This window comes from Streptomyces sp. NPDC047974 (genome assembly GCF_040653375.1).
Lineage (GTDB): Bacteria > Actinomycetota > Actinomycetes > Streptomycetales > Streptomycetaceae > Streptomyces.
In genome coordinates, this window is the sequence record NZ_JBEZNU010000045.1 from 1 (window position 1) to 21,731 (window position 21,731).

Here is a 21,731-nt window from a genome sequence, read left to right on the forward strand (position 1 = left end):
GGACGATCTCGTCGATCAGGGAGCCGGACTCGGTGGTGCCGTCCGCGGTGACTACGCTGAGCACGGGCGTGCCTTCCCGACCCGCGCGCCAACGCAGGTCTACTCGGTGACCATCACAGGATCATTCGGGAAGGTACGCCCTCCGCGTCCCACCCGGAGCTGATCCACAGGTCTTGAGCATTGCTCCGGCGGTGTGCATCGACAACGGACGGCGTTACGCCCAAGAGCATGCCACCGCCTTGCTGTTCCAGCGCAATCTGCTCCCGCAGGAGCTGCCGGAGCGCACTGCCGTGGAGACCGCCCACCATTACGTCCCCAGCAAAGGGCCCACGGGGGTCGGCGGCGACTGGTACGACGTGATCCCGCTGTCCGGCGCCCGCGTCGGGCTCGTCGTGGGCGACGTGGTGGGCCATGGGCTGCATGCCGCGGTGACGATGGGACGACTGCGGACGACCGTGCGAGCCCTGGCCGCTCTCGACCTCGCACCGGACGAACTCCTCAGCCGGGTCGACGACCTGGTCGGTCAGGCGCGTATCGGAAGTGATCCGAAAGAGGCGAACGGCATGGACCCGGCGGTGGGCGCGAGATGCCTGTACCTGGTGTACGACGCCGTCCACGGACGGTGTGCCGTGGCCAGCGCCGGTCATCTACCCCCGGTCCTCGTCGCCCCAGGCGGCCCCGCCACGCCCCTGGACATCCCCGTCGGCCTGCCCCTGGGCATCGGGGGCATGCCCTTCGAATCCGCGGAGTTCGAGATCGCCGAAAGCAGTCTGCTGGCCCTGTTCACGGACGGACTGGTGACGGGCGCTCAGCACGACCCCGATGCCGGAGTCGCCGAGCTGTGACGAACCCTGACCGAGTCCTCCGGTCTTCGCCCGGCCGGGATCCGGGGCCGGATCATCGCGTCCGGGCTCCCGGCCGACGCGCGCGACGACGCCGCGCTCCTCCTGGTCCGCGTCCACGCCCTGGCCGAGGACGACATGGCCAGCTGGCGCATAGCCCCGGACCCGGCGAAGGTGGCGGAGGCCCGTGCGGCCACGAATGCCCAACTGGCCCACTGGGGCCTCGACGCCGTCGGCTTTGTCGTCGAGCTGATCGTCAGCGAGCTCGTCACCAACGCGATCCGGTACGGGGCCCCGCCGGTGGACCTGCGGCTCCTGCGGGACAAGGACCGCACGCTGATCTGCGAGGTGTCGGACGGCCGCGAGACCTCACCACACCTGCGGCGGGCACGGCCGGATGAGGAGGGCGGCCGCGGCCTGTTCCTGGTCGCCCAGCTCGCCGATCAGTGGGGGACGCGCTACACGCGCGAAGGAAAGACGATCTGGGCCGAGGTCCCGATCGGCACGGACGCCGGTGGCCTCTACGCCTTCGGCGACGTACTCGGCGTCTGAAACGAATCAGAGACAGTCAATGTTTCGGATCAGTACCTTCCAGCGTCCGGACAAACGGGAGGTCGAGCAGGACCCAGAAGTGGTCCGCCTCTTGCGCGAGGAGACCTGGCCAGCGCCCGGGACGAGAGTGGAGAACGGTGAAGTCCTCTTCGTTGACCAGCTCGGGATCTTCTCGGACCAGGTCACCGGCCGCACCTATTAGGCGGTCACGCGGACCTGTAGGGGAGCGCGGAAGGAGAGCAGGCCGAGGATCGGCGGTTGCTCGGCCGTCGGGGCGATGCGGGCGTCCGGGAGGCGGCGGGCAGCCGCGCGGAGGGCGAGGGCGGCTTCCGTCCGGGCCAACGAGGAGCCCGGGCAGCGGTGCCGGCCCACGCCGAAGGACAGGTGGTGGCGGGCGTTCTCGCGGTGCGGGCACATCTGGTCCGGGGCGTCGAACACCTCCGGGTCCGAGCCGCTACCCATGAGCATCAGCAGCAGCTGTGCCCCTGCGGGGACGTCCACGCCGCCGAGCGTCACGGGCTCGGCGGCCACCCGGCGCCACGTGGTCACCGGCGGTTCGCGACGCAGTACTTCCTCCACCCACGCCTCGGCCAGACCCTGATCGGCGCCCGCGCCCGCGCGCGACCACAGGCCCGGCTCGGCCAGGGCCCGATGCAGCGTGGTGGAGATGAGCTGCCCGGTAGTGGACTGGCCGGCGATGAAGACGAAGAAGCACGCGCCGACCGCGGTCCCGACGTCCACCGCCTGCCGTCATGCAGGCGGTGGCGGGTCAGCGCATCAACGAAGCTTCCGGACCGCGCCGGGGCGGCGCTCACGGTCGCGGTGAGCCAGCCACTGGTGGAACTCGCCGACCAGAATGACCAGTTCCAGCTGCCGCTCGAGGGTGGGCCTGCCTCAGAAGAGCTCCAGCGAGACGTCGCTCCACCGGACCAGGGTGACGGGGTCGACACCGGCGATACCGAGGAGCTCCATCAGCACCCAGCAGGGAAGGATCTGGGCATAGGCCTCGAACAGGTCACAGGAGCCTGTCGCGTCGAGGCGCCGCTGAGCGGCGTCGAGGAGTTCGGCGGGCGCTCGATGACGGGGACGGCCGCGGCGACCCGCTGGGCGTTGAAGAACCGGGTGACCACGCGCCGCAAACCGTGGTGGCTGTCGGCGCCGATGTTGGCGAGCGAGGGCGGGAGCCTGAAGCCGGCCCGGGCCAGTACCCGCAGCACGCCCACGGGCAGCGGGGTGACGGCGGCCTGCGCGTTGTCGGGGCGGAACGCCGCCGGGTCCAGCAGGACACGCCGGATGTCGTCATAGCGGCTGACCAGCCACAGCGGGGTGCCCGGGTCCTGGTGCACGGGGGCATCGGTCCGCAGTGCGTCCAGGCAGGGGAATGGTTCGCGGATGAACCCGTCCCCGAACAGGTCGAGCCGGGACACTGCGGCGGATGCGGGCAGGTCAAGGGCCGGGGGAGTCACGTCCGGACGCTAACACGTACGTGGTCCGGCACCGGGGTGTGCCCGGCCCAGCCATCCTGCCGACACGTCGGGGAAGTCGGCGATCGGTCTAGGTGCCTGGCGGCGCTGCAGTTCAGGGTCACCATGTGCCTTGGGGTCAGCAAACGGTCAGCACGCGTCATCGCCGGGGCGGGTGCCCGAAGGGGAGGGCTTGGTCTGACACGGTCGGATTATCGATGAGGTGACGGCTCAGAGCTTCAGGCGGTCGGCGAGCTCGCGGTAATCGCTCATCCAGAGGCCGGGGTTGCCGATCGGGTACTGCGACCGGAAGCCGATGAGGCCCTGTACCCGGCGTGACCGGGTTCGGGCCGTCTCCAGGGAGACGAGGAAGGGATACGCCTCCTCGCCGGTGAGGATGCTCGGTGACAGCCCGGTGCTGAGCGCGCGGCGGTGGAAGTCGTCGGTCACGTTGGCACCGCCGCCGTGCGCTGTCTTGCCGCTGAACAGCAGGACGCCGCCAGCTTTCATGATTGCCGGAATCGTCTGTGCCGGGGTGTCGTGGTCCTCGTAGTCCGGCCAGTGGTTGCTGCCCGGGATCACCCGGGTGGCCCCGTTCTCCTCGGTGAACTCGGTCAGGGCGAAGATGAAGTTGACGCCGGTCTCCGGCCCGCTCGGACCCATGCCGATGAACGGGTACCAGTTCTCCAGGTCGCGGTGCAGGGGCTGCGCCCTGTTGCCGGGGCCGATCTCGATGACCTGGCCGGTGACCATCCAGTATCTGCCGTACTTCTCGAGGAAGATGGCATCGGCAAGGCCGTGGAGGAGGTCGTGGTCGATGATCTCCTGGCGGAAGACCTTGCTGTGGGTGATCAGGTTGGCCAGCCGCTTGGTGTGGGAACCGAAGAACTCCTTGACCGCCTCGTCGGCGACCGTTGCTCCGGGACGGATCCCGGCAAGGGCGGTCTCGACCTCCGCGTTGAGACGCGGGACCTGGTCTGAGGTGAGAAAGCCTTCGACGATGACCCCGCCCCTCGCGCATGATGCCGAGGATCTCCTCGATCGGTGTGTTACTGCCGACTCTTTGCAGGCACGCGGTGGTTGCTTCAGGCATGGGCACAATCCGCTTCACTTGAACTGCCTGCCGCGGAAGTGTTCCGCGCCCGGTTGCCGTCGGATGACGGCTGAGCGACCTTGCTCTCAGGCTGGCCTCGATCGGTACTGGGATCCACGTCGCGGCGCAACCCTGTGACGCGGCGGACAGTGCAGAGTGCACCGTGGGCTTTCACGGGGCCGAACACTCCTCCGGCGCGGCCGCTCCGGCCGATCGGCGCCCTGCTTCAGGAAGCCGGTGTCTCACGGATCAGGGTCGGCACACCGGAAGATGTCGTGGAGGGCCGGTCACCGGCGAGCGGACGGCCGTGCGCAGGCGGCTCATGGTAGCGGAGGCGTTCAGGCCGTGGCCGAGGGCATCGCCCGCGACGAGCGCCACGCGGGTTCCGGACAGCGGGATCAGGTCGCACCAATCACCGCCCACGCCCGCGCGGGAGCCGGTGGGCAGGTAGCGGCGCCACAGCGCGGCCACGGAAGAACTGGACGAGGCCCAGGGTGTTTCCGCGTGCCTGCAGTGGCAGGACCATGACCGAATGGAATCCGGGGCGCCCGGAAGCACGTCGTCTTCCGCCGCTGGGGTCCACCATGCGGGAGCGGGGGATTTCGTCACCTGGCGCAGCAGGGGTTGCATGGTGCTCAGGGGCCGTTGCCGGCTTCCCTGCGAAGGCGTGTGTCCGTCCTGAGGCGACGGGGAGGTTCCCGTTGTGAGCGGACAGCCGTGCGGTGCGGCGCCGCTGAGCATGCTCCATCGTCATGTTGAGTGACCGACAAGTTGCAGGGTCAAGCGCCGGCGGGACCGCGCGAGGCCACAGCCGGGACGAGCCCTGCCCACGGCGATCCGCCGGATGTGCAGTCTGCACCGGACGTACGACGTCAACGGTCCATATTGACGCTGGGCCCGTGCGCGTTCTGCTTGCAGTGTTGCGCCTCACATCGCCGTTGGTGCCACGAATCCCCGGCGGAAGTCCACCACTCACAGGCAGGAAGATCGACATGACTGGATGGAACCGGGGTGCGGTGCCGTGCGCCGCTCTCCCGAGCCGGCCCCTGACCAGCACGCCCTCCGTCGTAGGAGACCTCCGATGAGCGGCACCGGGAGCAAGGGTGCCGCGGGGCACGTCGAAACCCCGCACCTCGAAGCCGGGCACCTCGGTCGCGGCACGCTCGTGTCGCTCTCCCTGGCATCGTTTTTTCCGGCGGTCGGCATCGCCCTCGTTCCGACGTTGGTCCTCACCGCGACCGGGAACGCCTCGGCCTGGCACGCGACGCTGCTCGCCGCCGTCTGCGTCGTGCTGATCGGACGCCCGATCATCGTGTTCGCACGCCGATTCGTCGCGACCGGCTCGCTGTACTCCTACGTCTCCGAAGTCTTCGGGCCGTGGGCGCGTTACCTGACCGGAGCGGCCATGGTGAGCGGCTTCGTCTGCGGGGTCGGCGGGCTTGCCATGCTCGTCGGCCTCTTCGTGGGCAGCTTCGTCCACGGTCGTCAGGCCGACCCGACGGACCTGTCGCCCCTGGAGTTCCCCACCCAGGTCGTCCTCTTCGCGCTCGCCTTCCTGATCGCGTCCGCCATCGCGTACCGCGGGCTGGACAGTTCGGTGCGTATCGTGGTCGGCTTGGCTGCGCTCTCCATCCCCCTGGTCCTCGTCATCACCATTGCCAGCGCGCGGCACACCGGTCTTCAGCTCGCCACGCAGTTCGACTTCGCCCAGTTCAGCATGGGCTCCACGCTTCGTGGCGTGGCCATCGGCATCGCCTTCCTCGTGGGCTTCGAGAGCAGCGCGGCACTGGCAGCCGAGACGCGTGATCCCCGGCGCAATGTTCCCGTCGCGATCATGGCCGTGCCCGTCGTGCTGGGCGCTGTCTACACCGTCGCGACGATTCTGCAGGTTCCCGGTCTCCTGCAGGCCGGCGGCCAACTGTCCGCGGGGGCGTCACCACCCGCGGCTCTGGCCGTGCAGGCAGGTCTGGGAACGACCGTGGGCGCGGCCACCGACCTCGTGCTGGCAGCCGCGTGTTTCTCCTCGCTCATCGCCTTCGTCAACTACGGCACCCGATTCGCGCTGGCCATGGCCGAGGACGGACTCCTTCCCGCATTCCTGACGCGCATCCACCCGAAGTTCCACAGCCCCCATGTGGCCGTCGTGTCGCTCGCCGTCGCCTGTTTCACGTTCATCTCGGCCGCCGTGTTCCTGATCGGAGACGTGGCATCCGCCTACAACGCCCTCACCACCTTGCTGGTGTACATCTGGGCCCTGCCGTACGTGCTGATTGCCGCGGGTGCCATCGTGCTGACGCGCCGGACCGGAGAGCTCCGGCCGGGCCTGTGGATCTCCGCCGTTCTCGGCGGGGCCGCCATGGCCTGGACCTATGCGAACGGCTGGATAAACCCTCCTGCGGCCCCGGCGGACTCCATGGCATGGATCGCCGTGGTCGCTGTCGTCGTCGTCCTCGCTCTGATCGCGCTGAGCTCTCTTCGCCGCCGAGGTGCGCGGCAACCCGCGGCAGCTGAGGGCTGACCTGCGGTGATGGCCCGGAAGGGGCGGTGGGTGCCTGGGCACCCACCGCCCCTTCCGGGCGTCCGTCTCCGGTGTGTGCTTCGGCTCGGCGCGGACGGGAAAGCGTGCGAAGGGGCCACGGGCAGTGGCATACCCGTGGCCCCTTCGTGCGGAAAGGCGATTTCACCGCCGCCCGGTGACTAGCGGGAGGCCGGGACGTCGGCCGCCTCTGCGGTGGCCAGGGCGGCGACCTCGGCCGCCGCCCGTTCCCCGGCGATGACGGCACCCTCCAGCGAGCCGGCCCACCTGGGCGAGGTTTCCGAACCGGCGAAGTGCAGACGCCCGGCCGGCTCGGCGTAGCCCGGCCCGCTAGTGGTGAGGAGCCCCGGCGGCCAGGTCGGGACGCAACCCGTCGTCCAGCGCTCCTCCGTCCAGTTCATCTCGTGGTACTCGTCAGGATGGAGGGCCTCCTCTCCGAACGCCCGCGCCAAGCCCGCGAGGACCGCCTCACGACGCCGGACCGGGTCGGTCGGCATAGGGTCGGGCAGATCCGCACTCCTCCCGCCGTCGCCCCGCGCGAATCCGACGAGGACTCCCTGCTGCTCCCCGGGGGGAGTGTCGTCGAACGTCAGCATCAAAGGGGCGCTGTCGCTCATGGTCGCGCCGCTGAGGCCCTGACGACGCCAGAAAGGCTCCGGATAGACCACATGGACCTTGTAGGCGTGCAGCATCGACATACGCTCGCCCATGGTCCGTTGGGGCAGCGGGAGCTGGGGATCCACGCTGATGGCCGCGCGGTCGGAAGGGCTCATCGCGATCACCACGCGTCGAGCGTGATGGGTCCGGCCGGGTGTGTCGACCTCGACGTGGTCGTCGTACTGCCGGATCGCAACAGTCGGGGAATCGAGGACGACGCGGTCTCCCAGTTCGGCGGCGATCCTCAGGCTCAGCTCGGCCGACCCCCCGGTGAACGAGCGTTCGTCGCCGCCGGAGAGAGACGCGAGGAGCGTTTCCACGCCGCCGATCGCGCGCAGATGGCGGAGGACGAAGAGCAGGGACATGTCGCCGGCCGTACCGCCGAGGGTCAGCGTGGCGATGATGGCCCACAGCGTGCGCGCCGTAGCCGACTTGGTGCTGCGGTTCACCCATGACGCGAAGGTGAGGGCGTCCAGTTCGGCCGCCTCCGGCGTCCCCAGCGCCTCGTCTCCCGGATACCGCTTGCCCAGGCGGTCCAGACGGAGCAAGGACCGCGCGAAGTCCGCCGAACCCAGCGGGTCGGCGGTCCACGGCATCGATCCGCTGAACTTGATCACGCGACCGCGGCGCTCCAACACCGCCTTTCCGTGCTCGTTGTGGGGCCAGGTCGACACGCCGAGCTCTTCTCCCAGCGCGATCAGCCGCTTGTACTCGGGACCGACCAGCTGGCCGCCTTCCTCCACGTACCGGCCGTTCTCGAGCCGGTGGAGCTTCGTACGCCCACCGACCCTGTCGCGGGCCTCGAGGACGCGCAGGGAGGAGATGCCCGCCTGGACGAGACGGCGTGCCGAGACGAGCCCGGACAGGCCGGCCCCCACCACGATCACGTCGACCGTCGAGTTCTCAGGTTCCATGTATTCCTCGCTCTCCCCGGATCTTGTGCTTCAGTTCACCTTCGCGACCGGCTTCACAACCCCTCTACGCCAACCCCCACCGGGTGCGGTCCGCCGGCGGTGCACTGTTCACCAGGCTCTGGGGAGGGCCCTTCGCTGCGGTCGCCGGGAATTCGAGGGCATCGGCCGGCAGGCCGTCCAAGAGCACGGGGTGGGTCCCCGACCCGTACTGCGGTCGGAGACCCACCCCGTGCGTGAGCAAGCGGCCTTCTCGGCGCCGGCGACATGCTGTGAACAGCTATTCCCTTGGGGCCTCGGCCTTCGGTTCGGCCTCCCTCCCTGTCAGGATCAGGTGCTCGACGTGCGGCGAATGGTGTTCGGAGCTCCCTTGTCCGTTCCGGCTGCCCAGCCACCCGAGCAGGAATGCCGCCGGTACGGAAACTAGGCCGGTGGTCTGGAGCGGATACCAGTTGAAGTCCGCGTCCGGGAACAGTGCGAACGAGTTACCGGAGATCGGGGGCGAGGCGATGGTGAGGGTGAGGCAGATCAGCAGCCCGCCGTAGACGGACCACAACAGCCCTCGACGATTGAACTTGCGCCAGAACAGGGAGTACAGCAGCCCGGGAAAGACCGCCGACGCGGAAAGGTTCACCACGATGATGATCAGGAAGTCGATGGGGAACTCGTGCAGGGCGGCGGACATCGTCAGTGCCAGGACACAGAGGGCGATGATGACCGGACGAAGCAGCCGCGCTTCCTTGGTCTCGGCGTCGATGCGCCTGCCGTGTGCCAGTCCGTCGTGCACGGTGGAGACGGCAGCGGCGAAAGTCGCACTCGTCACGGTCGAGAGCACCGCGAGGAAAATGACACACGCCATCACGGTGATGAGGACGACCCGTACTGCCGAGCCGTAGGGAAACAGGTCCGCGGCCATGAGGATCACGGCGGACTGCCCGTTGCCGTCGATCGCCGTGACGTCCAGGCCTTCCAGCATGGCCGCCGTCGCGAAACCCGCCGCGATCAGCAGGAAGACGATCACACCTCCCAGCCCCGCCGCGATGCTCATGGAGCGTCGCGCCGAGCGCCCGGAGCGGGACGCGGCCACACGCAGGACCAACGGGGGCAGGACGGCCATGCCGAGAACCTCGACGATGTTGTCGCCGAACCTGTCGAGCCCTGCGACGCTCGTCGTGTAGACCCACATGCCGGGGTCCATGTAACTGTCCGGATCACTGCTCCCGCGCGCCGCAGACGCGAGCAGGCGTTCCGGGTTCCATCCGAATCTGGCGAGGGCCAGCAGCGTGGTCGCCGCAAGCACCAGGATGGTCAGGGGCACCTTGACGACCTGGACGACGCTGACGCCGCGCAGATCGGCCACCGAGGCGAAGCAGGCGATGAGGACGCCCATCAGCACGGTGCACACCACCTGGGCCCCGGGCGTCGACATGCCGATCAGCAGAGCCGCGCTGAGGCCGGCGGCGCGCAGTTGGATCAGGAGCACGGGGATCGCGATAACCAGGGTCACCACGGCCGCGGCGATGCGGGGCGCCGCCCCTGACACCCGCAGGGAGAAGAGACCGCCCAGCGTGTAACGACCGCTGTTCCGGATCCTCTGCGCCAGCAGCAGCATCACCCCCATCGACATCATGATCTGGATCCCGAAGGAGATCCCGTCGTAGCCGTACAGGGTGACGGTCGCGGGGATCGTCAGCAGCGTGGCGATCGAGAGCCACTCGCCCGCCAAGGCGACTCCGTTGAAGACCGGGGAGAGCGAACGGTCGGCTATGTAGAGCCTTTCCGGATGATCCTCCTGACCGGCGGAGAGCGTGAAGAGCCACAGCAGCGACAGTCCGATGCACGCCAGGAAGGCGACGATCACAGGGCCTCTGGTATCGGAACCGATCGGGGTGATCACGCCCTCACCGCTGAACGTGTCCGAGATGAAAGTCGGCAAGGTCATCGCTTCACCGCCAGGGTCCATAAGCGGGAGATGCGACCGGCATCTCGGGCTGATCCATGCCGAGCCTCAGGGAATTCTCGACAGGGTCGCACAGGCGCGTGGCGCACGTTTCGTACCACCAGGCAGTGCCGATGAACAGGACGACCTGGAGGATGGCGAACAGGATGCCCAGGGTGAATCGCCCGTGAAGCGACACGCCGGGTATGTCCGTGAACGAGCCCAGGGTGCTGATGCCGAAGGGAACCGCATTGACGAGGAAAAAGGAGCGTTGCGTGCTGCGGATGACACCGCGGAGACTTTCATGGTGTCGTAGGGAGGGGCCGTCCGAGTAGTGCGACCTCGGAGGGGACTGGGGATGCACGTATACCTCCGGCGAGTACGGGCGGGTGGCTGCGGCGTGCGGCATCGACGCGGCGGGGGACCGGGCGGCGGGCTCGTCACCGCAGCGTGGATCAGGCGAAGGAGACAATCTCTGCGGGCGCGTCCCGCAGGTGGGAGTCCCGGACGACCTGCACGATGGGCAGGTCGTCCGGGACTGCTCTCAGGCGATGCGTGTCCGCGACGTCGAAGCCCCGGTGGCGCCGGCGCTCCCGCAGAGGAGCTCATGCGGGTCCGAGGCCGGACGTACCGGCGCGGGACACTGGAGATCCTCTCCGTCGACGCCGCGGTGGATGGACGGACTCGCCCTACGGACGTGGTGATTAGGCGGTGATTTCCTCGACCACGACCTCCACGACCTCGGCCGGGCGCTCGTCGTCGGAGCCGTGGCGCGCATACCGGGCCAGGTCGTCGAAGAAGGTGCGGGCGTCAATGACCTCGGGGCCGTGGACGCCCGGCCGGTCGACCTCACCTCGCGCCGCCATCAGCGTCGCCACGGCCAGGGGGATGCCGGTCATGGTGGCCATGCTGTCGTCGGGTACGACGAGGGGCCTGGCGCCGACCCGTACACGCTTGCCGTTCTTCGTGCCCTCGGCGACGGCGAAGAGCACGGGCAGGGACGGCGCAGGACCCGCCGCCGATCCCATGGTGTTCGGTTCGAGGACCAGGGCCTGGCTCGCCTCGGCCACATCGAGCTCACCGGAGCGGACCCGGTCCGCCGTGCGGATCACCGCCTCCATCAGCCGCGGACGGGACGACATGAGGTTGAGGGACTCCCGCACGCCGTCGCGGTACCGGGGGAGGGTCAGCGGCTCGGGATGACCGCAGACCCAGACCGGGGACTCGCCCCGTCCTGGGTAGCTGATCGAGCGCTCCTCGAGCGGCTGGGCGTCGGCGAGGCCGCCGTCGCGCCACGCCTTGATCGTCGCGGTGCAGTTGTGGATCCAGTGCTCCACCGCCGCGGAGGACCGCACGTCGGTGTCGACCTCCGCACGCTGGAAGCCGGAGGCGCGCCAGGAGGTGTAGATCGTCTCCACCGCCTCGCACTCGTCCATGGCCAGGACACCGAGGAGGTTGCTGATGCCGGGGCTCGCGCCGACTCCGATCACCGCCGTGATGCCGGCCTCGCGCGCGTCGGCGTCGAGATCGAGCATCTCGAGGGTCGGCTCGAAGTCGTCACAGATGTCGAGGTAGTGCGTCCGTGCCGCGATCGCGGCACGCAGAACCAGCGGACCGAACTGGTAGAACGGGCCTGCCGTGTTGAGTACGAAGTCGGCATCGGCGAGTGCGTCGGCGAGCCCGTCCGCGTCGTAGATGTCCAGCGCGAGCGGCTTCGCCCGAGGGCCGAGCTCGTCGGCCAGTGCCTTGGCGGCCTGTTCGTTCCTGTCGGCGATGAGGACCTCGGCAATCTCCTCGGCGCCGGCCAGTACTCGGCAGGCATGGGCGCCCATCTCTCCCGCGCCGCCCGTGACGAGGACTCGCTTTCCTGTGCGGTGTTCAGCAGCCATCGTGGGTCTCACTCTCCTGCTTGTCGGCGGAAGTCGGGCGTTGGGGACGGGCGGGGGAAGCGTGCTCGATGTCGGCGTCGAGCGCAGCACGCTCTCTCGCGGTGAGCGGCCGGGAGCGGCGAGCCTCGACGTCCCAGGTCACGAGCGTCGCCTCGGAGCGGTTGCGGACGGTGCCCGCGGCGTCGAGGAGCAGCTCCGCAAGGTCGAAGCTCGAGCGGCCCACGCGCACCGGCCGCACGACGACCTGCAGCGGGCCGTCCTCCTCGAGGATCTCCCTGAGGTACTCCATACGATGCGCGGCCACGACGTACGCGGGCGTACGGGTCTGCCAACGGTCGCGAAGGTACTCCATCCGCGCCTGATCGAAGGCCTTGGGGTAGACGGCGGCGGTCAGGTGGCCCAGGTAGTCGAAGTCGTACGTCCACGGGTGCACCGTCGTTGTCCAGCTCATGGCGTGCTCCAGGTCAATGCGATCTCCAGGGTCTTGACATCGGATGAGCGAAAACCGTTTTATATCAAGCGTCTCAAATAAGAAACCCCTCCGTCCGATCCATGAAGGGACCACCCCGTGAATGACGTCGGCAGGTGTCGGCCGCGCGCGGTCGACCGCGTCAGCCCGGTTGACGATTTGTTGCGTGCGGTCGCCCAGGACGCCGACCGCACGCTGCTGCGGTCCCGCAGCGAGACTCTCTCCGTGGGGGACCTGGCCGACCGGGCGCGCCGCGTGGCCGTGGCGCTCGGGCGACGCGGCGTCTCGGCGGGGGACCGCGTGGCGCTGGTCAGCGGCAACTCGATCGAACGGGTCGTGTGGATGTTCGGCATCTGGTGGCTCGGAGCGGTCGAGGTGTCGGTCAACGTCGAGCTGCGCGGCCCGATGCTGGCCCATGTCCTGACCGACTCGGACCCCAGCCTGATCGCCTGTCAGGACGGACTCATCGAGCAGGTCCGCGACGCGGCGGTCGGGGACGTCCTGCCGATGAGCACGCTGACGGCGGAGCCGGTCGACCACGTGGCCCGGCACGAACTCGACGAGGCGCAGCGCGGGTTCGGTCCCGGCGAACTCGCGACCATCCTCTACACGTCGGGGACGACTGGTCCGGCCAAGGGCGTGATGCTCCCGCGTGCCTACTTCTCCAACCTCGCCGAGGTGTGGATCGACCGGATCGGCCTCAGTGCCGATGACATCGGCTACTTCCCGCTGCCGTTCTTCCACGTGGACGGTCACGTCCAGCTCGCGGCGTGCTTGCGGTCGGGCGGCTCGATGGCCTTCCGGGAGCGGTTCTCCGTCTCGGAGTACTTCACCGACGTCAGCCGGTTCGGAGCGACCTGGGCGACGGGGGTGGGATCGATGCTCTCGATGCTGGCCCAGGCGGAGTTGCCCGAGCCGGCCTCGCACCGCCTCACCCGGCTGGTCGGGGCGCCGGTTCCGCAGATCGCCTACGAGACCTTCGAGGACCGGCTCGGCATCCCGGTTCTCACGCTCTTCGGCCAGACCGAGTGCGACGGCATCGCGATGGACAGCGCCGACCAGCGACGCCGCGGCGCGGCAGGACGTACGCACGAAGCGATCGAGGTGCAGGTGGTCGACGAGAACGACCGACCGGTTCCCGTGGGCGAGCCGGGCGAGATCCTCTACCGTCCGCGCGGACCGCACCTCACGGCCCTGGGGTACTGGCGCCGACCCGAGGCGACGGTCGAGGCGTGGCGCAACCTGTGGTTCCACACCGGCGACTCCGGCCATCTCGACGCCGACGGCTTCCTCTACTTCGACGGGCGCCGGACGGACAGCTTCCGCCGACGCGGCGAGAACATCTCGGTGTGGGAGCTGGAGCACAGCCTGAACCTGGCCGCCGGCGTCCGGGAGTGCGTGGCCATCGCCGTCCGGGACGAGCACGGCGGCGAGGACGAGATCAAGGTCTTCGTGGTCCCGGAAGGGGAGTCCCTGGAGCTCGAGGAGTTCATCGAGCACTGCCGCAAGGTGCTTCCCCGGTTCGCCGTGCCGCGGTACCTGACGGTGACCGACGGCTCCGAGTTCGTCCGCAGCGCCGGGACCGGTGTGGTCCAGAAACACCTGCTCTCCCGCGACATCACGTCGCCCGACGTCATGGAAGTGTCCCGATGAACACAACCGGTGGATTCAACTGGCCCGACGCCCTCTCCGAGTTCGACGAACGCCGTGCCCGGGCCCGCCGGCTGGGCGGCGAGCGGCGGGTGGCACGCCAGAAGGAACAGGGCCGCTACACGATTCGCGAGCGGATCGACGCCATTTCCGACAGCTTCAGCGAGATCGGCGAGTTCGCGGTCTTTGAGGAGTACGACGCGCTCGGCAACAGGATCGGCACCCTTCCCGCGAGCTACGTCTGTGGGCTGGCGCGCGTGGACGGCCGACCCGTGGCCCTGGGAGGGGAGGACTTCACGGTACGCGCAGGTGCCCCGCAGTCGTACCTCGACCGCATGAAGGGCGGGATGGGAGGTTTCGTCGAGGACCTCGCCCACGAGTACAAGATTCCGCTCATGATGTTCGTGGAAGGCATCGGCGGAGACGTCGCGGCCCAGGAGGACAAGGGGCACGCCTACCTCACTAGTTCCATGAGCTGGACCCGCTCGTTCGAGCTCCTCGACGAGGTGCCGGTCCTGACCATGGTGAGCGGCGCCGCCGTTGGAGCCAGCGCGGCTCGGGCCGTGGCCAGCCATTTCTCGGTGATGACAAAGGACTCCGTGATCTTTGCCGGCGGGCCTCCGCTGGTGAAGCGCGCACTGGGCATCGACATCGACAAGCACGAGCTGGGCGGTGGACCCGCCGCGACCGGCTGCGGTGCCGTCGACAACCTGGCGCGTGACGAGGACGACGCGATGGCCCAGATGCGCGCGGTGCTGGGCTACCTGCCGCAGAACGTCTGGGAGCTCCCGCAGCGCACGGCCTGCGACGATCCCGTCGACCGTCGTGCGCCGGAGCTCCTCGACATCATCCCCGAGAATCGCCGGCAGGCCTATCGTGCGACCAAGGTGATCAAGGCCGTGGTCGACGAGGGCTCATTCTTCGAGATTGGCTCCGGGTGGGGCAAGAGCCTGGTCACCGGTCTCGCCCGGATCGACGGGATGCCGATCGGCGTCCTCGCGAGCAATCCGCAGCACCTCGGTGGGGCGATGGACGCTGCCGCGTCCGAGAAGCAGGTGCGGCTGATGAACCTCTGCAACACCTTCCACCTCCCGGTCCTCTACTTCGTCGACGTCCCCGGATTCATGGTCGGTCCGCAGGCGGAGCGGGCCAACGTCATGCGATGGGGCGTCCGCGCGATCCGGTCGATCGTCGAGGCGACGGTGCCGATCATCACGGTGCAGGTGCGCAAGGCGTACGGCCTGGCCGTCTCCGCGACCGCCAACCCGGACCGGCTCGGGCTGCGCCTCGCGTGGCCGAGCGGCGAGTGGGGCGACCTTCCGATCGAAGGAGGCGTGGAGGCCGCATACCGGCGAGAGATCGAGGCGGCGGAGGATCCCGACCGGATGCGGGCGGAGATCGAGGCCCGTATGCGCTCTCTCGTCGATCCCTGGCGGACCGTCGAGGCGTTCGGCGTGGAGCACATGATCGACCCGCGCGAGACCCGCGAGGTCGTGGCCTCGTTCCTCGACGCCGGACAGGGAGCGCTCGCCGCTGCCGTGAGCCCGATGGTTCAGGACAGGCGCGGTCGCCGATGAGCCCCACCAGGTGCGACGTGACCACCCCCGGCAAGGAGGAGAACAATCATGAGTGAGATAGCGGCCGACTGCGTGGCGACGGTGTGGAAGGTCGTCGCCGCACCGGGGGATCAGGTCAGAGAGGGCGACGTGCTGCTCATCCTGGAGTCGATGAAGATGGAGATCCCGATCGAGGCCGAGGACGACGGCGTCGTGGCGGAGATCCACGTCGGTGTGGGAGCTGTCGTCGCCGACGGCGACCTGCTCGTGACGCTGGAGGGCTGAGCTCATGTTCGACAAGGTCCTCGTGGCGAACCGAGGCGAGATCGCCGTACGCGTCATCAAGACCCTGCGGCGTCTCGGCATCGCGAGCGTCGCCGTCCACTCCGACGCCGATGCCGGCAGCCTGCACGTACGGATGGCCGACGAGAGCGTGCCCATCGGCGCCGCCCCGGTGGCGGAGAGCTACCTGAGGTTCGATCGCATCATCGAGGCGGCCCTCGCTACCGACGCCCAGGCGATCCATCCCGGCTACGGTCTGCTGTCCGAGAACCCGGAGTTCGCCCGCGCGTGCGCGGCGGCCGGGCTGGTGTTCATCGGTCCGAGCCCCGAGTCGATGGAGATGATGTCGTCGAAGATCCAGGCCCGAGTGACGATGACAGAGGCCGGTGTACCCGTCGTTCCGGGGGGCACCGACCCGATCCATCCCGGACCGGAGGCCTTCGCGACGGCGGAGGCGATCGGCTATCCCGTCGCAGCCAAGGCGGCGAACGGCGGCGGCGGGAAGGGGTTCCGCGTGGCCCGCGGACCCGACGAGCTCGCCGCCGCGGTCGAGGGGGCATCGGGTGAGGGCGACCGCTTCTTCGGAGATCCCACCGTCTACCTGGAGCGCTACCTCGACGACCCCCGTCATGTCGAAGTGCAGATCATCGCCGACACCCAGGGCAACATCGTTCATTTGTTCGAGCGAGACTGCTCGGTGCAGCGCCGACACCAGAAGCTGGTCGAGGAGGCGCCCTGTCCGCTGCTCACGGACGCCCAGCGCGCACGCCTTGGGGAGATAGCGGTGCGGGCGGCGCGGGCCGCCGGGTACCACTCCCTCGGCACGGTCGAGGGACTGCTCGTCGGCGAGGACTTCTACTTCCTCGAGATGAACACCCGCATCCAAGTCGAGCATCCCGTGACCGAACTCGTCACCGGTCTCGACCTGGTGGAGGAGCAGATCCGCATCGCCGCCGGCGAACCGCTGGGCTTCGGGCAGGCCGACGTGCGGGTCGACGGCCACGCGATCGAGTGCCGGATCAACGCCGAATCGGCCGCCAAGAACTTCCGCCCCGCCCCGGGCCGGATCGAGCGGTTCGTCGCACCTGTCGGAGACGGGGTACGGGTCGACACAGGTGTGGCCGACGGAGACACCGTCCACCCCTACTACGATCCGATGATCGCCAAGGTGATCACCTGGGGCAAGGACCGCCGAGCGGCCACCGAGGCGATGCGCAAGGCCCTCGACGACATCGTGGTCACGGGCCTTCCGACGCTGATCCCGTTCCATCGCGCACTCCTCGCGAGTGAGGAGTGGGAACGCGCGAGCACCTGCCGAGAGCTGGTCGGAGACCGGGCCTGGCTGAAGTCCACCGACGCCTGGGCCGACGGTTCCGGGTGACCGGTGCAAAGTGCACCACCCGGCATTCGTGGACGCGCCGAGAGTGCGTGGCGCGGGCATGAACCGTTGCCGAATCATGTGGCTACCGGGTCGGTGGATCGACCCGGCGGATCGAGCTCAGGAGCCACTCCATGGCCGACGCCAGCGCCCTTGCAGCCGCCCGGTCGCGGCGGCCGGCTGGTTCTGCCCGGAGGGACTCGCGGAACGCGGCCCGTCGGGGCTCAGTGATCCACCGCGTCGAGCGTGCTCATCGCGAGCGCGGATTCGACCCACGTCCGGACCGGGGGCGAGGCGGTGGGATCGTCGCCCTGCCAGAGGTTCGAACCGAGCACCGCATAGCTGGCGTAGCCGTCGATGAGTGCCACCAGGTGGTCACCGATCTCCCGCGCCCGGGACATGGGCAGGTCGCGGAAGACCAGCGCCGCGCGCACGTGGGTCTCGACGGTCGAGCGCCACGACCGGAGGTAGTTGATCATCTCCTGCCCCAGTTTCTCCGGGGAGCTCGCCGCCTCCGCGTAGAAGAACAGGGTGATCCGGCCGAAGGCCACCGACGGCCCGTCGAGCGGTATCTGCGCGGTGAGTACGCGAACCAGTCGCTCGACAGGGTCGAGCCCGGTGTCGTCCGCGATCGTGGCCAGCCGACGGCCGGAGAGCCAGAACGCATGCCGGAAGGCCAGTCGCAACAGGTCGTCCCGACCGCCGACGTAGTGATTCAGTACGCCGGTTGACCAGCCGCTACGGTCCGCGACCTCCCGCAGGGTGACGCCCGAGACGCCGTCCTCGGCGACGATCGCGAGGACGGCGTCAGCGATCTCAGCACGCCGTTGGCGGTGGTCGACGATCTTCGGCATGACGCTATTTAAACACAATCGATTGAGTTAAATACCGACTCTGCAAGGAGCGCGCTCATGACCACGACCGGCTCGTCCGCCAGGCGCGACGACATCGATGCACTGATCATCGGCGCGGGCCCATCCGGTGTCACCGCGGCCCGGCTGCTGGCCGAGAGCGGGTTCCGCGTGACCGTTCTGGAGCAGGGCGACTGGCCCGATGTCGCCGACTACCCCAGCGACAAGCCCGAACGGGACCTGCTCATCGCCGGTCCCTGGAACCCCAACCCCAACCACCGTCACCGGCGGAGCGACTACCCCGTCAACGACTCCGACTCCGACGTGCACCCGTTGATGTTCAACGGGGTCGGCGGAAGCAGCGTCCTGTTCTGGGCGGAGTGGCCCCGGATGATCCCGTCCGACTTCCGGGTCCGCACCCTGGACGGCATCGCCGAGGACTGGCCCCTGACCTACGAGGACCTGCAGCCTTACTACGAGGCCGTCGACGAGATGATCGGAGTCTCGGGACTGGGCGGCAACGTCGCCTACCCGTCCGGCTACGTGCCTCCCCAACCGCCGCTCCCCATCGGACGCATCGGCCGGCTCGCCGCCGAAGGCATGAACAAGCTGGGCATCGGCTGGTGGCCCGGCACCTCGGCGATCCTGTCGCAGAGCACCGGTTCCCGCGGGGCATGCGCGCGCTGGGGGACGTGTGGGACCGGCTGTCCCGAGGGGGCGAAGGCCTCCTTCGACGTGGCCATGTGGCCCGGTGCGCTGGCGGCGGGCGTCAACCTGGTGACCGGGGCTCGCGTCAGGGAGATCACCGTCTCCGACCAGGGCCTCGCGACCGGCGCCACCTGGATCGACCGCGAGGGAGCCGAGAAGCACACCTCCGCGCCCGTGGTGATCGTGTGCGCCAACGGGGTGGGCACGCCTCGCCTGCTCCAGCTGTCCACCTCTCCGATGTTCCCGGACGGGCTCGCGAACTCCTCCGGCTACGTCGGGCGCAATCTGATGATGCACCCGGTGGCGACGGTCCTGGGCGAGTACGAGCAGGACCTCGAGCCCTGGCTCGGGCCGGAGAGCCATCCGGTCTGGTCCATGCACTTCGCGGAGACGGACCTCAGTCGCGGTTTCCGCCGCGGCGCCAAGTGGACGGCTGTCGTGCTGCAGGGGCCGGTGGGCCTGCTCCAGCGGTTCGCGGATCTGCCGCTCGCCGAGCGCAGCGGTCCGGCCGGTCATGCCCTCGTCGAACGCCTGCACGGCCGATCGTTCGAGATCTCAGCCTCGATCGAGGACCTGCCCGACCTCGACAACAGGGTGACCCTTGACCCTCACCTCGTCGACAGCGACGGCATCCCGGCACCGAAGATCCACTACAGGATGTCGGACGAGAGCAGGCGTGCTCTCGACTGGAACCTGGACCGCATCGTCGAGGTTCACGAGGCCGCCGGCGCCGTCTCCACCAAGCGTGTGGACTTCGCGGGCGAGACCGGGTGGCACCTGCTCGGCACCGCCCGCTGCGGCAACGACCCTGCCACGTCGGTGGTCGACGGCTACGGACGGTCCCACGACGTCCCCAACCTCTACCTCTTCGACGGCAGCGTCTTCGTGACGTCCTCCGCGGTGAATCCGACGCCGACGATCACGGCCTTCGCCCTCCGCGCCACCGAGCACCTGATCGAGACCGCTGCTTCCCAAAGGACTCCGCTGTGATCGCCATTCCCGACGACCGCACCCGCTCCGGAGCGGCGCGCCTCGCCGACCTCTGGTTCCCCGGGAGCGCGCGGTCGCCCCGGATGACCGCCCTGCCTGGTTACGAAGCCCTCCTGAGGCGCGCCCTCCAGGCTGATCCGGAGCTGTCCGAGGCATTCCTTCGGGCCGCCGACCTGGCTGCCGAGGGTGATGAGCTCACAGCCGACGTGGTCACGGGCTGGCCGGTCGAGCTCGTCGAGGCGGCCTTCTACTTCCTCAGCAGCACCTACTACATGGCGCCCGAGGCGCGGCAGGCAGTCGGCTATCCCGGCCAGGCCCGTACGCCCTCCGCGGAGGCCACGCCGGACCAGCTGGTCGACGACGCCCTGCTCGCACCCGTGCTCGCGCTCGGCCCGACCTACATCCCCACCCCCAGCACCGACTGAAGGAACAGCACATGACCCCTGAGCAGATCCTGGCGGATGCGCAGCGGCGCATCGACGAGCTGGCGCCGGCCCACCACATCGGCGGAACCTTCGTCGTGAGCACGGGCGCTGAGACGATCGAGGTGACGAATCCCGGCACCGGCGCCCGGCTGGGGGCCGCGGCGAATGGTACCGCGGCCGATGTCGACACCGCGGTCGCGGCGGCCCGCAGGGCGCTTCCCGGCTGGTCGCGACTGACACCCGGCGCCCGAGCCGAGCTGCTGTTCCGGTTCGCGGACGTCATCGACGAGCATGCCGAACTACTGGCAGGGCTCGAGGCGCTCAACGTCGGCAAGTCCTACGCCTACGCGGCGTACGAGATCCCGCTCATCTCCGACTGCTTCCGGTTCATGGCCGGTGCCGCGCGTACCGCCCAGGCGCCGGCGTCCGGCCAGTACGCCGAGGGCCATCTGTCGTACATCAGGCGGGAGCCCGTCGGCGTGATCGGCGCGATCACGCCGTGGAACTTCCCCCTCCTGATGGCTGCCTGGAAGATCGCTCCGATACTCGCGGCGGGGAACACCCTCGTGCTCAAGCCGTCCGTGCTCACCCCGCTCAGCACGCTGATCCTCGCCGACCTCGCGTCGGGGATCTTGCCGGACGGCGTGCTCAACGTCGTCACGGGCAAAGGCACCACCGTCGGTCATGCGATGAGCCACCACGACGGCATCGACATGATGGCGCTGACCGGTGGCGTCGGCTCGGGACGGCAGGTCGCGGAAGGCGCGGCGGCCACGGTCAAGCGACTCCACCTCGAACTCGGCGGCAAGGCGCCCGTGGTGGTTTTCCCGGACGCAGACCTGGACCTTCTCGTGTCGACCCTGGTGGCGACCGGATACGGCAACGCGGGCCAGGACTGCGGCGCGGCGACGCGGGTGATCTGTCACGAGGACGTGCGGGACCGGCTCCTCGAAGCTCTCGCCACGGCCGCGGGGGAACTCCGCAGCGGAAACGCCGGCTCCGGCGAGGAGTTCGAGCTCGGCCCCTTGATCAGCGCAGCCCATCGCGACCGGGTCGCCGCCATGGTGGAACGGGCACGTAAGGACGGCGCCCGGGTCGTCCTCGGCGGCGAGGTGCCCGAGGGCCCCGGCTTCTTCTACCCGGCGACGATCCTCGCCGACGTCGCCACCGGTTCGGAGATATCGCGCGAGGAGGTGTTCGGGCCGGTGATCTCGGTGGAGACCTACTCCACCGATGCCGAGGCGCTGGCCAAGGCCAACAACGTCGAGTACGGCCTCGCGGCATCTGTGTGGACCAAGGACCAGGCCCGAGCCCTTCGCTTCACCGAGGACCTGGCCTTCGGCTCGGTCTGGGTCAACACCCACCTCAACTTCACCAACGAGATGCCGTGGGCCGGTTTCGGGAAGTCCGGTTACGGCCGCGACAACTCCACGTACGCCCTCGACGACTACACCCGTACCAAGCACGTGATGCTCCCGATCGGGGAAGCGCTCGACGCCTGATCACGGCTCTCACGGGGGCCTGGTGCACTCTGCACCAG

General features: G+C 69.1%; 19 protein-coding genes and 2 pseudogenes. 12 read left to right on the top strand and 9 right to left on the bottom strand.

Annotated features, from left to right (window positions below; translation table 11 throughout):
* Window positions 1–173: 173 nt before the first annotated feature.
* The 3 genes and pseudogenes from AB0E19_RS35215 to AB0E19_RS35225 all read left to right on the top strand — a co-directional run.
* Complete coding sequence (locus AB0E19_RS35215; protein ID WP_362188120.1) at window positions 174–845, top strand: PP2C family protein-serine/threonine phosphatase; 672 nt, start codon at window positions 174–176, stop codon at window positions 843–845.
* 135 nt (window positions 846–980) lie between these two features.
* Entirely contained in the window at window positions 981–1,394 is a 414-nt protein-coding gene (locus tag AB0E19_RS35220) for an ATP-binding protein (RefSeq protein WP_362188123.1), read from the top strand.
* Window positions 1,395–1,428: 34 nt separating this feature from the next.
* Window positions 1,429–1,593 (top strand): annotated as a pseudogene (locus AB0E19_RS35225) (IS630 family transposase); the annotation flags it as partial.
* Here the strand turns inward: AB0E19_RS35225 and AB0E19_RS35230 are convergent.
* The 4 genes and pseudogenes from AB0E19_RS35230 to AB0E19_RS35245 all read right to left on the bottom strand — a co-directional run.
* Complete coding sequence (locus AB0E19_RS35230; protein ID WP_362188126.1) at window positions 1,593–2,135, bottom strand: cytochrome P450; 543 nt, start codon at window positions 2,133–2,135, stop codon at window positions 1,593–1,595. The pseudogene AB0E19_RS35225 and the gene AB0E19_RS35230 sit on opposite strands and share 1 nt — an antisense overlap.
* A gap of 230 nt (window positions 2,136–2,365) precedes the next feature.
* Window positions 2,366–2,860, bottom strand: coding sequence for a hypothetical protein (locus AB0E19_RS35235; RefSeq protein ID WP_362188128.1), 495 nt, complete (start codon window positions 2,858–2,860; stop codon window positions 2,366–2,368).
* A 228-nt stretch (window positions 2,861–3,088) separates the two neighbouring features.
* Window positions 3,089–3,958 (bottom strand): phytanoyl-CoA dioxygenase family protein, encoded by an 870-nt coding sequence (locus tag AB0E19_RS35240; protein WP_362188130.1) that lies wholly within the window; start codon window positions 3,956–3,958, stop codon window positions 3,089–3,091.
* 289 nt (window positions 3,959–4,247) lie between these two features.
* Window positions 4,248–4,403: pseudogene (locus AB0E19_RS35245) on the bottom strand (SpoIIE family protein phosphatase); the annotation flags it as partial.
* A 628-nt stretch (window positions 4,404–5,031) separates the two neighbouring features.
* Between AB0E19_RS35245 and AB0E19_RS35250 the strand changes: the two are divergent.
* Window positions 5,032–6,468, top strand: coding sequence for an APC family permease (locus tag AB0E19_RS35250; protein ID WP_362188133.1), 1,437 nt, complete (start codon window positions 5,032–5,034; stop codon window positions 6,466–6,468).
* 179 nt (window positions 6,469–6,647) lie between these two features.
* Here AB0E19_RS35250 and AB0E19_RS35255 read toward each other — a convergent pair whose 3' ends face one another.
* Together AB0E19_RS35255 and AB0E19_RS35260 are read right to left on the bottom strand one after the other, a co-directional pair.
* Window positions 6,648–8,057 carry an FAD-dependent oxidoreductase gene (locus tag AB0E19_RS35255; RefSeq protein WP_362188136.1) on the bottom strand — a complete coding sequence of 470 codons (1,410 nt, stop codon included), beginning with the start codon at window positions 8,055–8,057 and terminating at the stop codon, window positions 6,648–6,650.
* A gap of 277 nt (window positions 8,058–8,334) precedes the next feature.
* Window positions 8,335–9,996 carry a transporter gene (locus AB0E19_RS35260; protein ID WP_362188139.1) on the bottom strand — a complete coding sequence of 554 codons (1,662 nt, stop codon included), beginning with the start codon at window positions 9,994–9,996 and terminating at the stop codon, window positions 8,335–8,337.
* Here AB0E19_RS35260 and AB0E19_RS35265 point away from each other — a divergent pair.
* Window positions 9,977–10,309 (top strand): hypothetical protein, encoded by a 333-nt coding sequence (locus AB0E19_RS35265; RefSeq protein WP_362188142.1) that lies wholly within the window; start codon window positions 9,977–9,979, stop codon window positions 10,307–10,309. The genes AB0E19_RS35260 and AB0E19_RS35265 overlap by 20 nt on opposite strands.
* A 388-nt stretch (window positions 10,310–10,697) precedes the next feature.
* On the opposite strand, the gene AB0E19_RS35270 is transcribed toward AB0E19_RS35265, so the two are convergent.
* Both AB0E19_RS35270 and AB0E19_RS35275 read right to left on the bottom strand, forming a co-directional pair.
* Window positions 10,698–11,882: a saccharopine dehydrogenase NADP-binding domain-containing protein gene (locus AB0E19_RS35270; protein ID WP_362188145.1), complete on the bottom strand. Its 1,185-nt coding sequence runs from the start codon at window positions 11,880–11,882 to the stop codon at window positions 10,698–10,700.
* Entirely contained in the window at window positions 11,872–12,333 is a 462-nt protein-coding gene (locus AB0E19_RS35275; RefSeq protein ID WP_362188148.1) for a thioesterase family protein, read from the bottom strand. The genes AB0E19_RS35270 and AB0E19_RS35275 overlap by 11 nt, the downstream gene beginning before the upstream one ends.
* A gap of 177 nt (window positions 12,334–12,510) precedes the next feature.
* Between AB0E19_RS35275 and AB0E19_RS35280 the strand changes: the two genes are divergently transcribed.
* From AB0E19_RS35280 to AB0E19_RS35295, 4 genes are read left to right on the top strand one after another with little or no spacing between them, the layout of a single operon-like run.
* Entirely contained in the window at window positions 12,511–14,004 is a 1,494-nt protein-coding gene (locus tag AB0E19_RS35280) for an AMP-binding protein (RefSeq protein ID WP_362188151.1), read from the top strand.
* Complete coding sequence (locus tag AB0E19_RS35285; protein WP_362188154.1) at window positions 14,001–15,578, top strand: carboxyl transferase domain-containing protein; 1,578 nt, start codon at window positions 14,001–14,003, stop codon at window positions 15,576–15,578. Before AB0E19_RS35280 ends, AB0E19_RS35285 begins: the two co-directional genes overlap by 4 nt.
* A 48-nt stretch (window positions 15,579–15,626) precedes the next feature.
* On the top strand, window positions 15,627–15,842 hold the full coding sequence (locus tag AB0E19_RS35290; RefSeq protein WP_362188157.1) for a biotin/lipoyl-binding carrier protein: 216 nt from the start codon (window positions 15,627–15,629) through the stop codon (window positions 15,840–15,842).
* Between the two features lie 4 nt (window positions 15,843–15,846).
* Complete coding sequence (locus AB0E19_RS35295) at window positions 15,847–17,220, top strand: acetyl-CoA carboxylase biotin carboxylase subunit (protein ID WP_362188160.1); 1,374 nt, start codon at window positions 15,847–15,849, stop codon at window positions 17,218–17,220.
* A gap of 221 nt (window positions 17,221–17,441) precedes the next feature.
* On the opposite strand, the gene AB0E19_RS35300 is transcribed toward AB0E19_RS35295, so the two are convergent.
* On the bottom strand, window positions 17,442–18,071 hold the full coding sequence (locus AB0E19_RS35300; protein WP_362188163.1) for a TetR family transcriptional regulator C-terminal domain-containing protein: 630 nt from the start codon (window positions 18,069–18,071) through the stop codon (window positions 17,442–17,444).
* 57 nt (window positions 18,072–18,128) lie between these two features.
* Between AB0E19_RS35300 and AB0E19_RS35305 the strand changes: the two genes are divergently transcribed.
* From AB0E19_RS35305 to AB0E19_RS35315, 3 genes are read left to right on the top strand one after another with little or no spacing between them, the layout of a single operon-like run.
* Window positions 18,129–19,766, top strand: coding sequence for a GMC family oxidoreductase (locus AB0E19_RS35305; RefSeq protein WP_362188166.1), 1,638 nt, complete (start codon window positions 18,129–18,131; stop codon window positions 19,764–19,766).
* Window positions 19,763–20,191 carry a hypothetical protein gene (locus AB0E19_RS35310; protein ID WP_362188169.1) on the top strand — a complete coding sequence of 143 codons (429 nt, stop codon included), beginning with the start codon at window positions 19,763–19,765 and terminating at the stop codon, window positions 20,189–20,191. The genes AB0E19_RS35305 and AB0E19_RS35310 overlap by 4 nt, the downstream gene beginning before the upstream one ends.
* 11 nt (window positions 20,192–20,202) lie before the next feature.
* On the top strand, window positions 20,203–21,693 hold the full coding sequence (locus AB0E19_RS35315; RefSeq protein ID WP_362188172.1) for an aminobutyraldehyde dehydrogenase: 1,491 nt from the start codon (window positions 20,203–20,205) through the stop codon (window positions 21,691–21,693).
* Window positions 21,694–21,731: the final 38 nt, after the last annotated feature.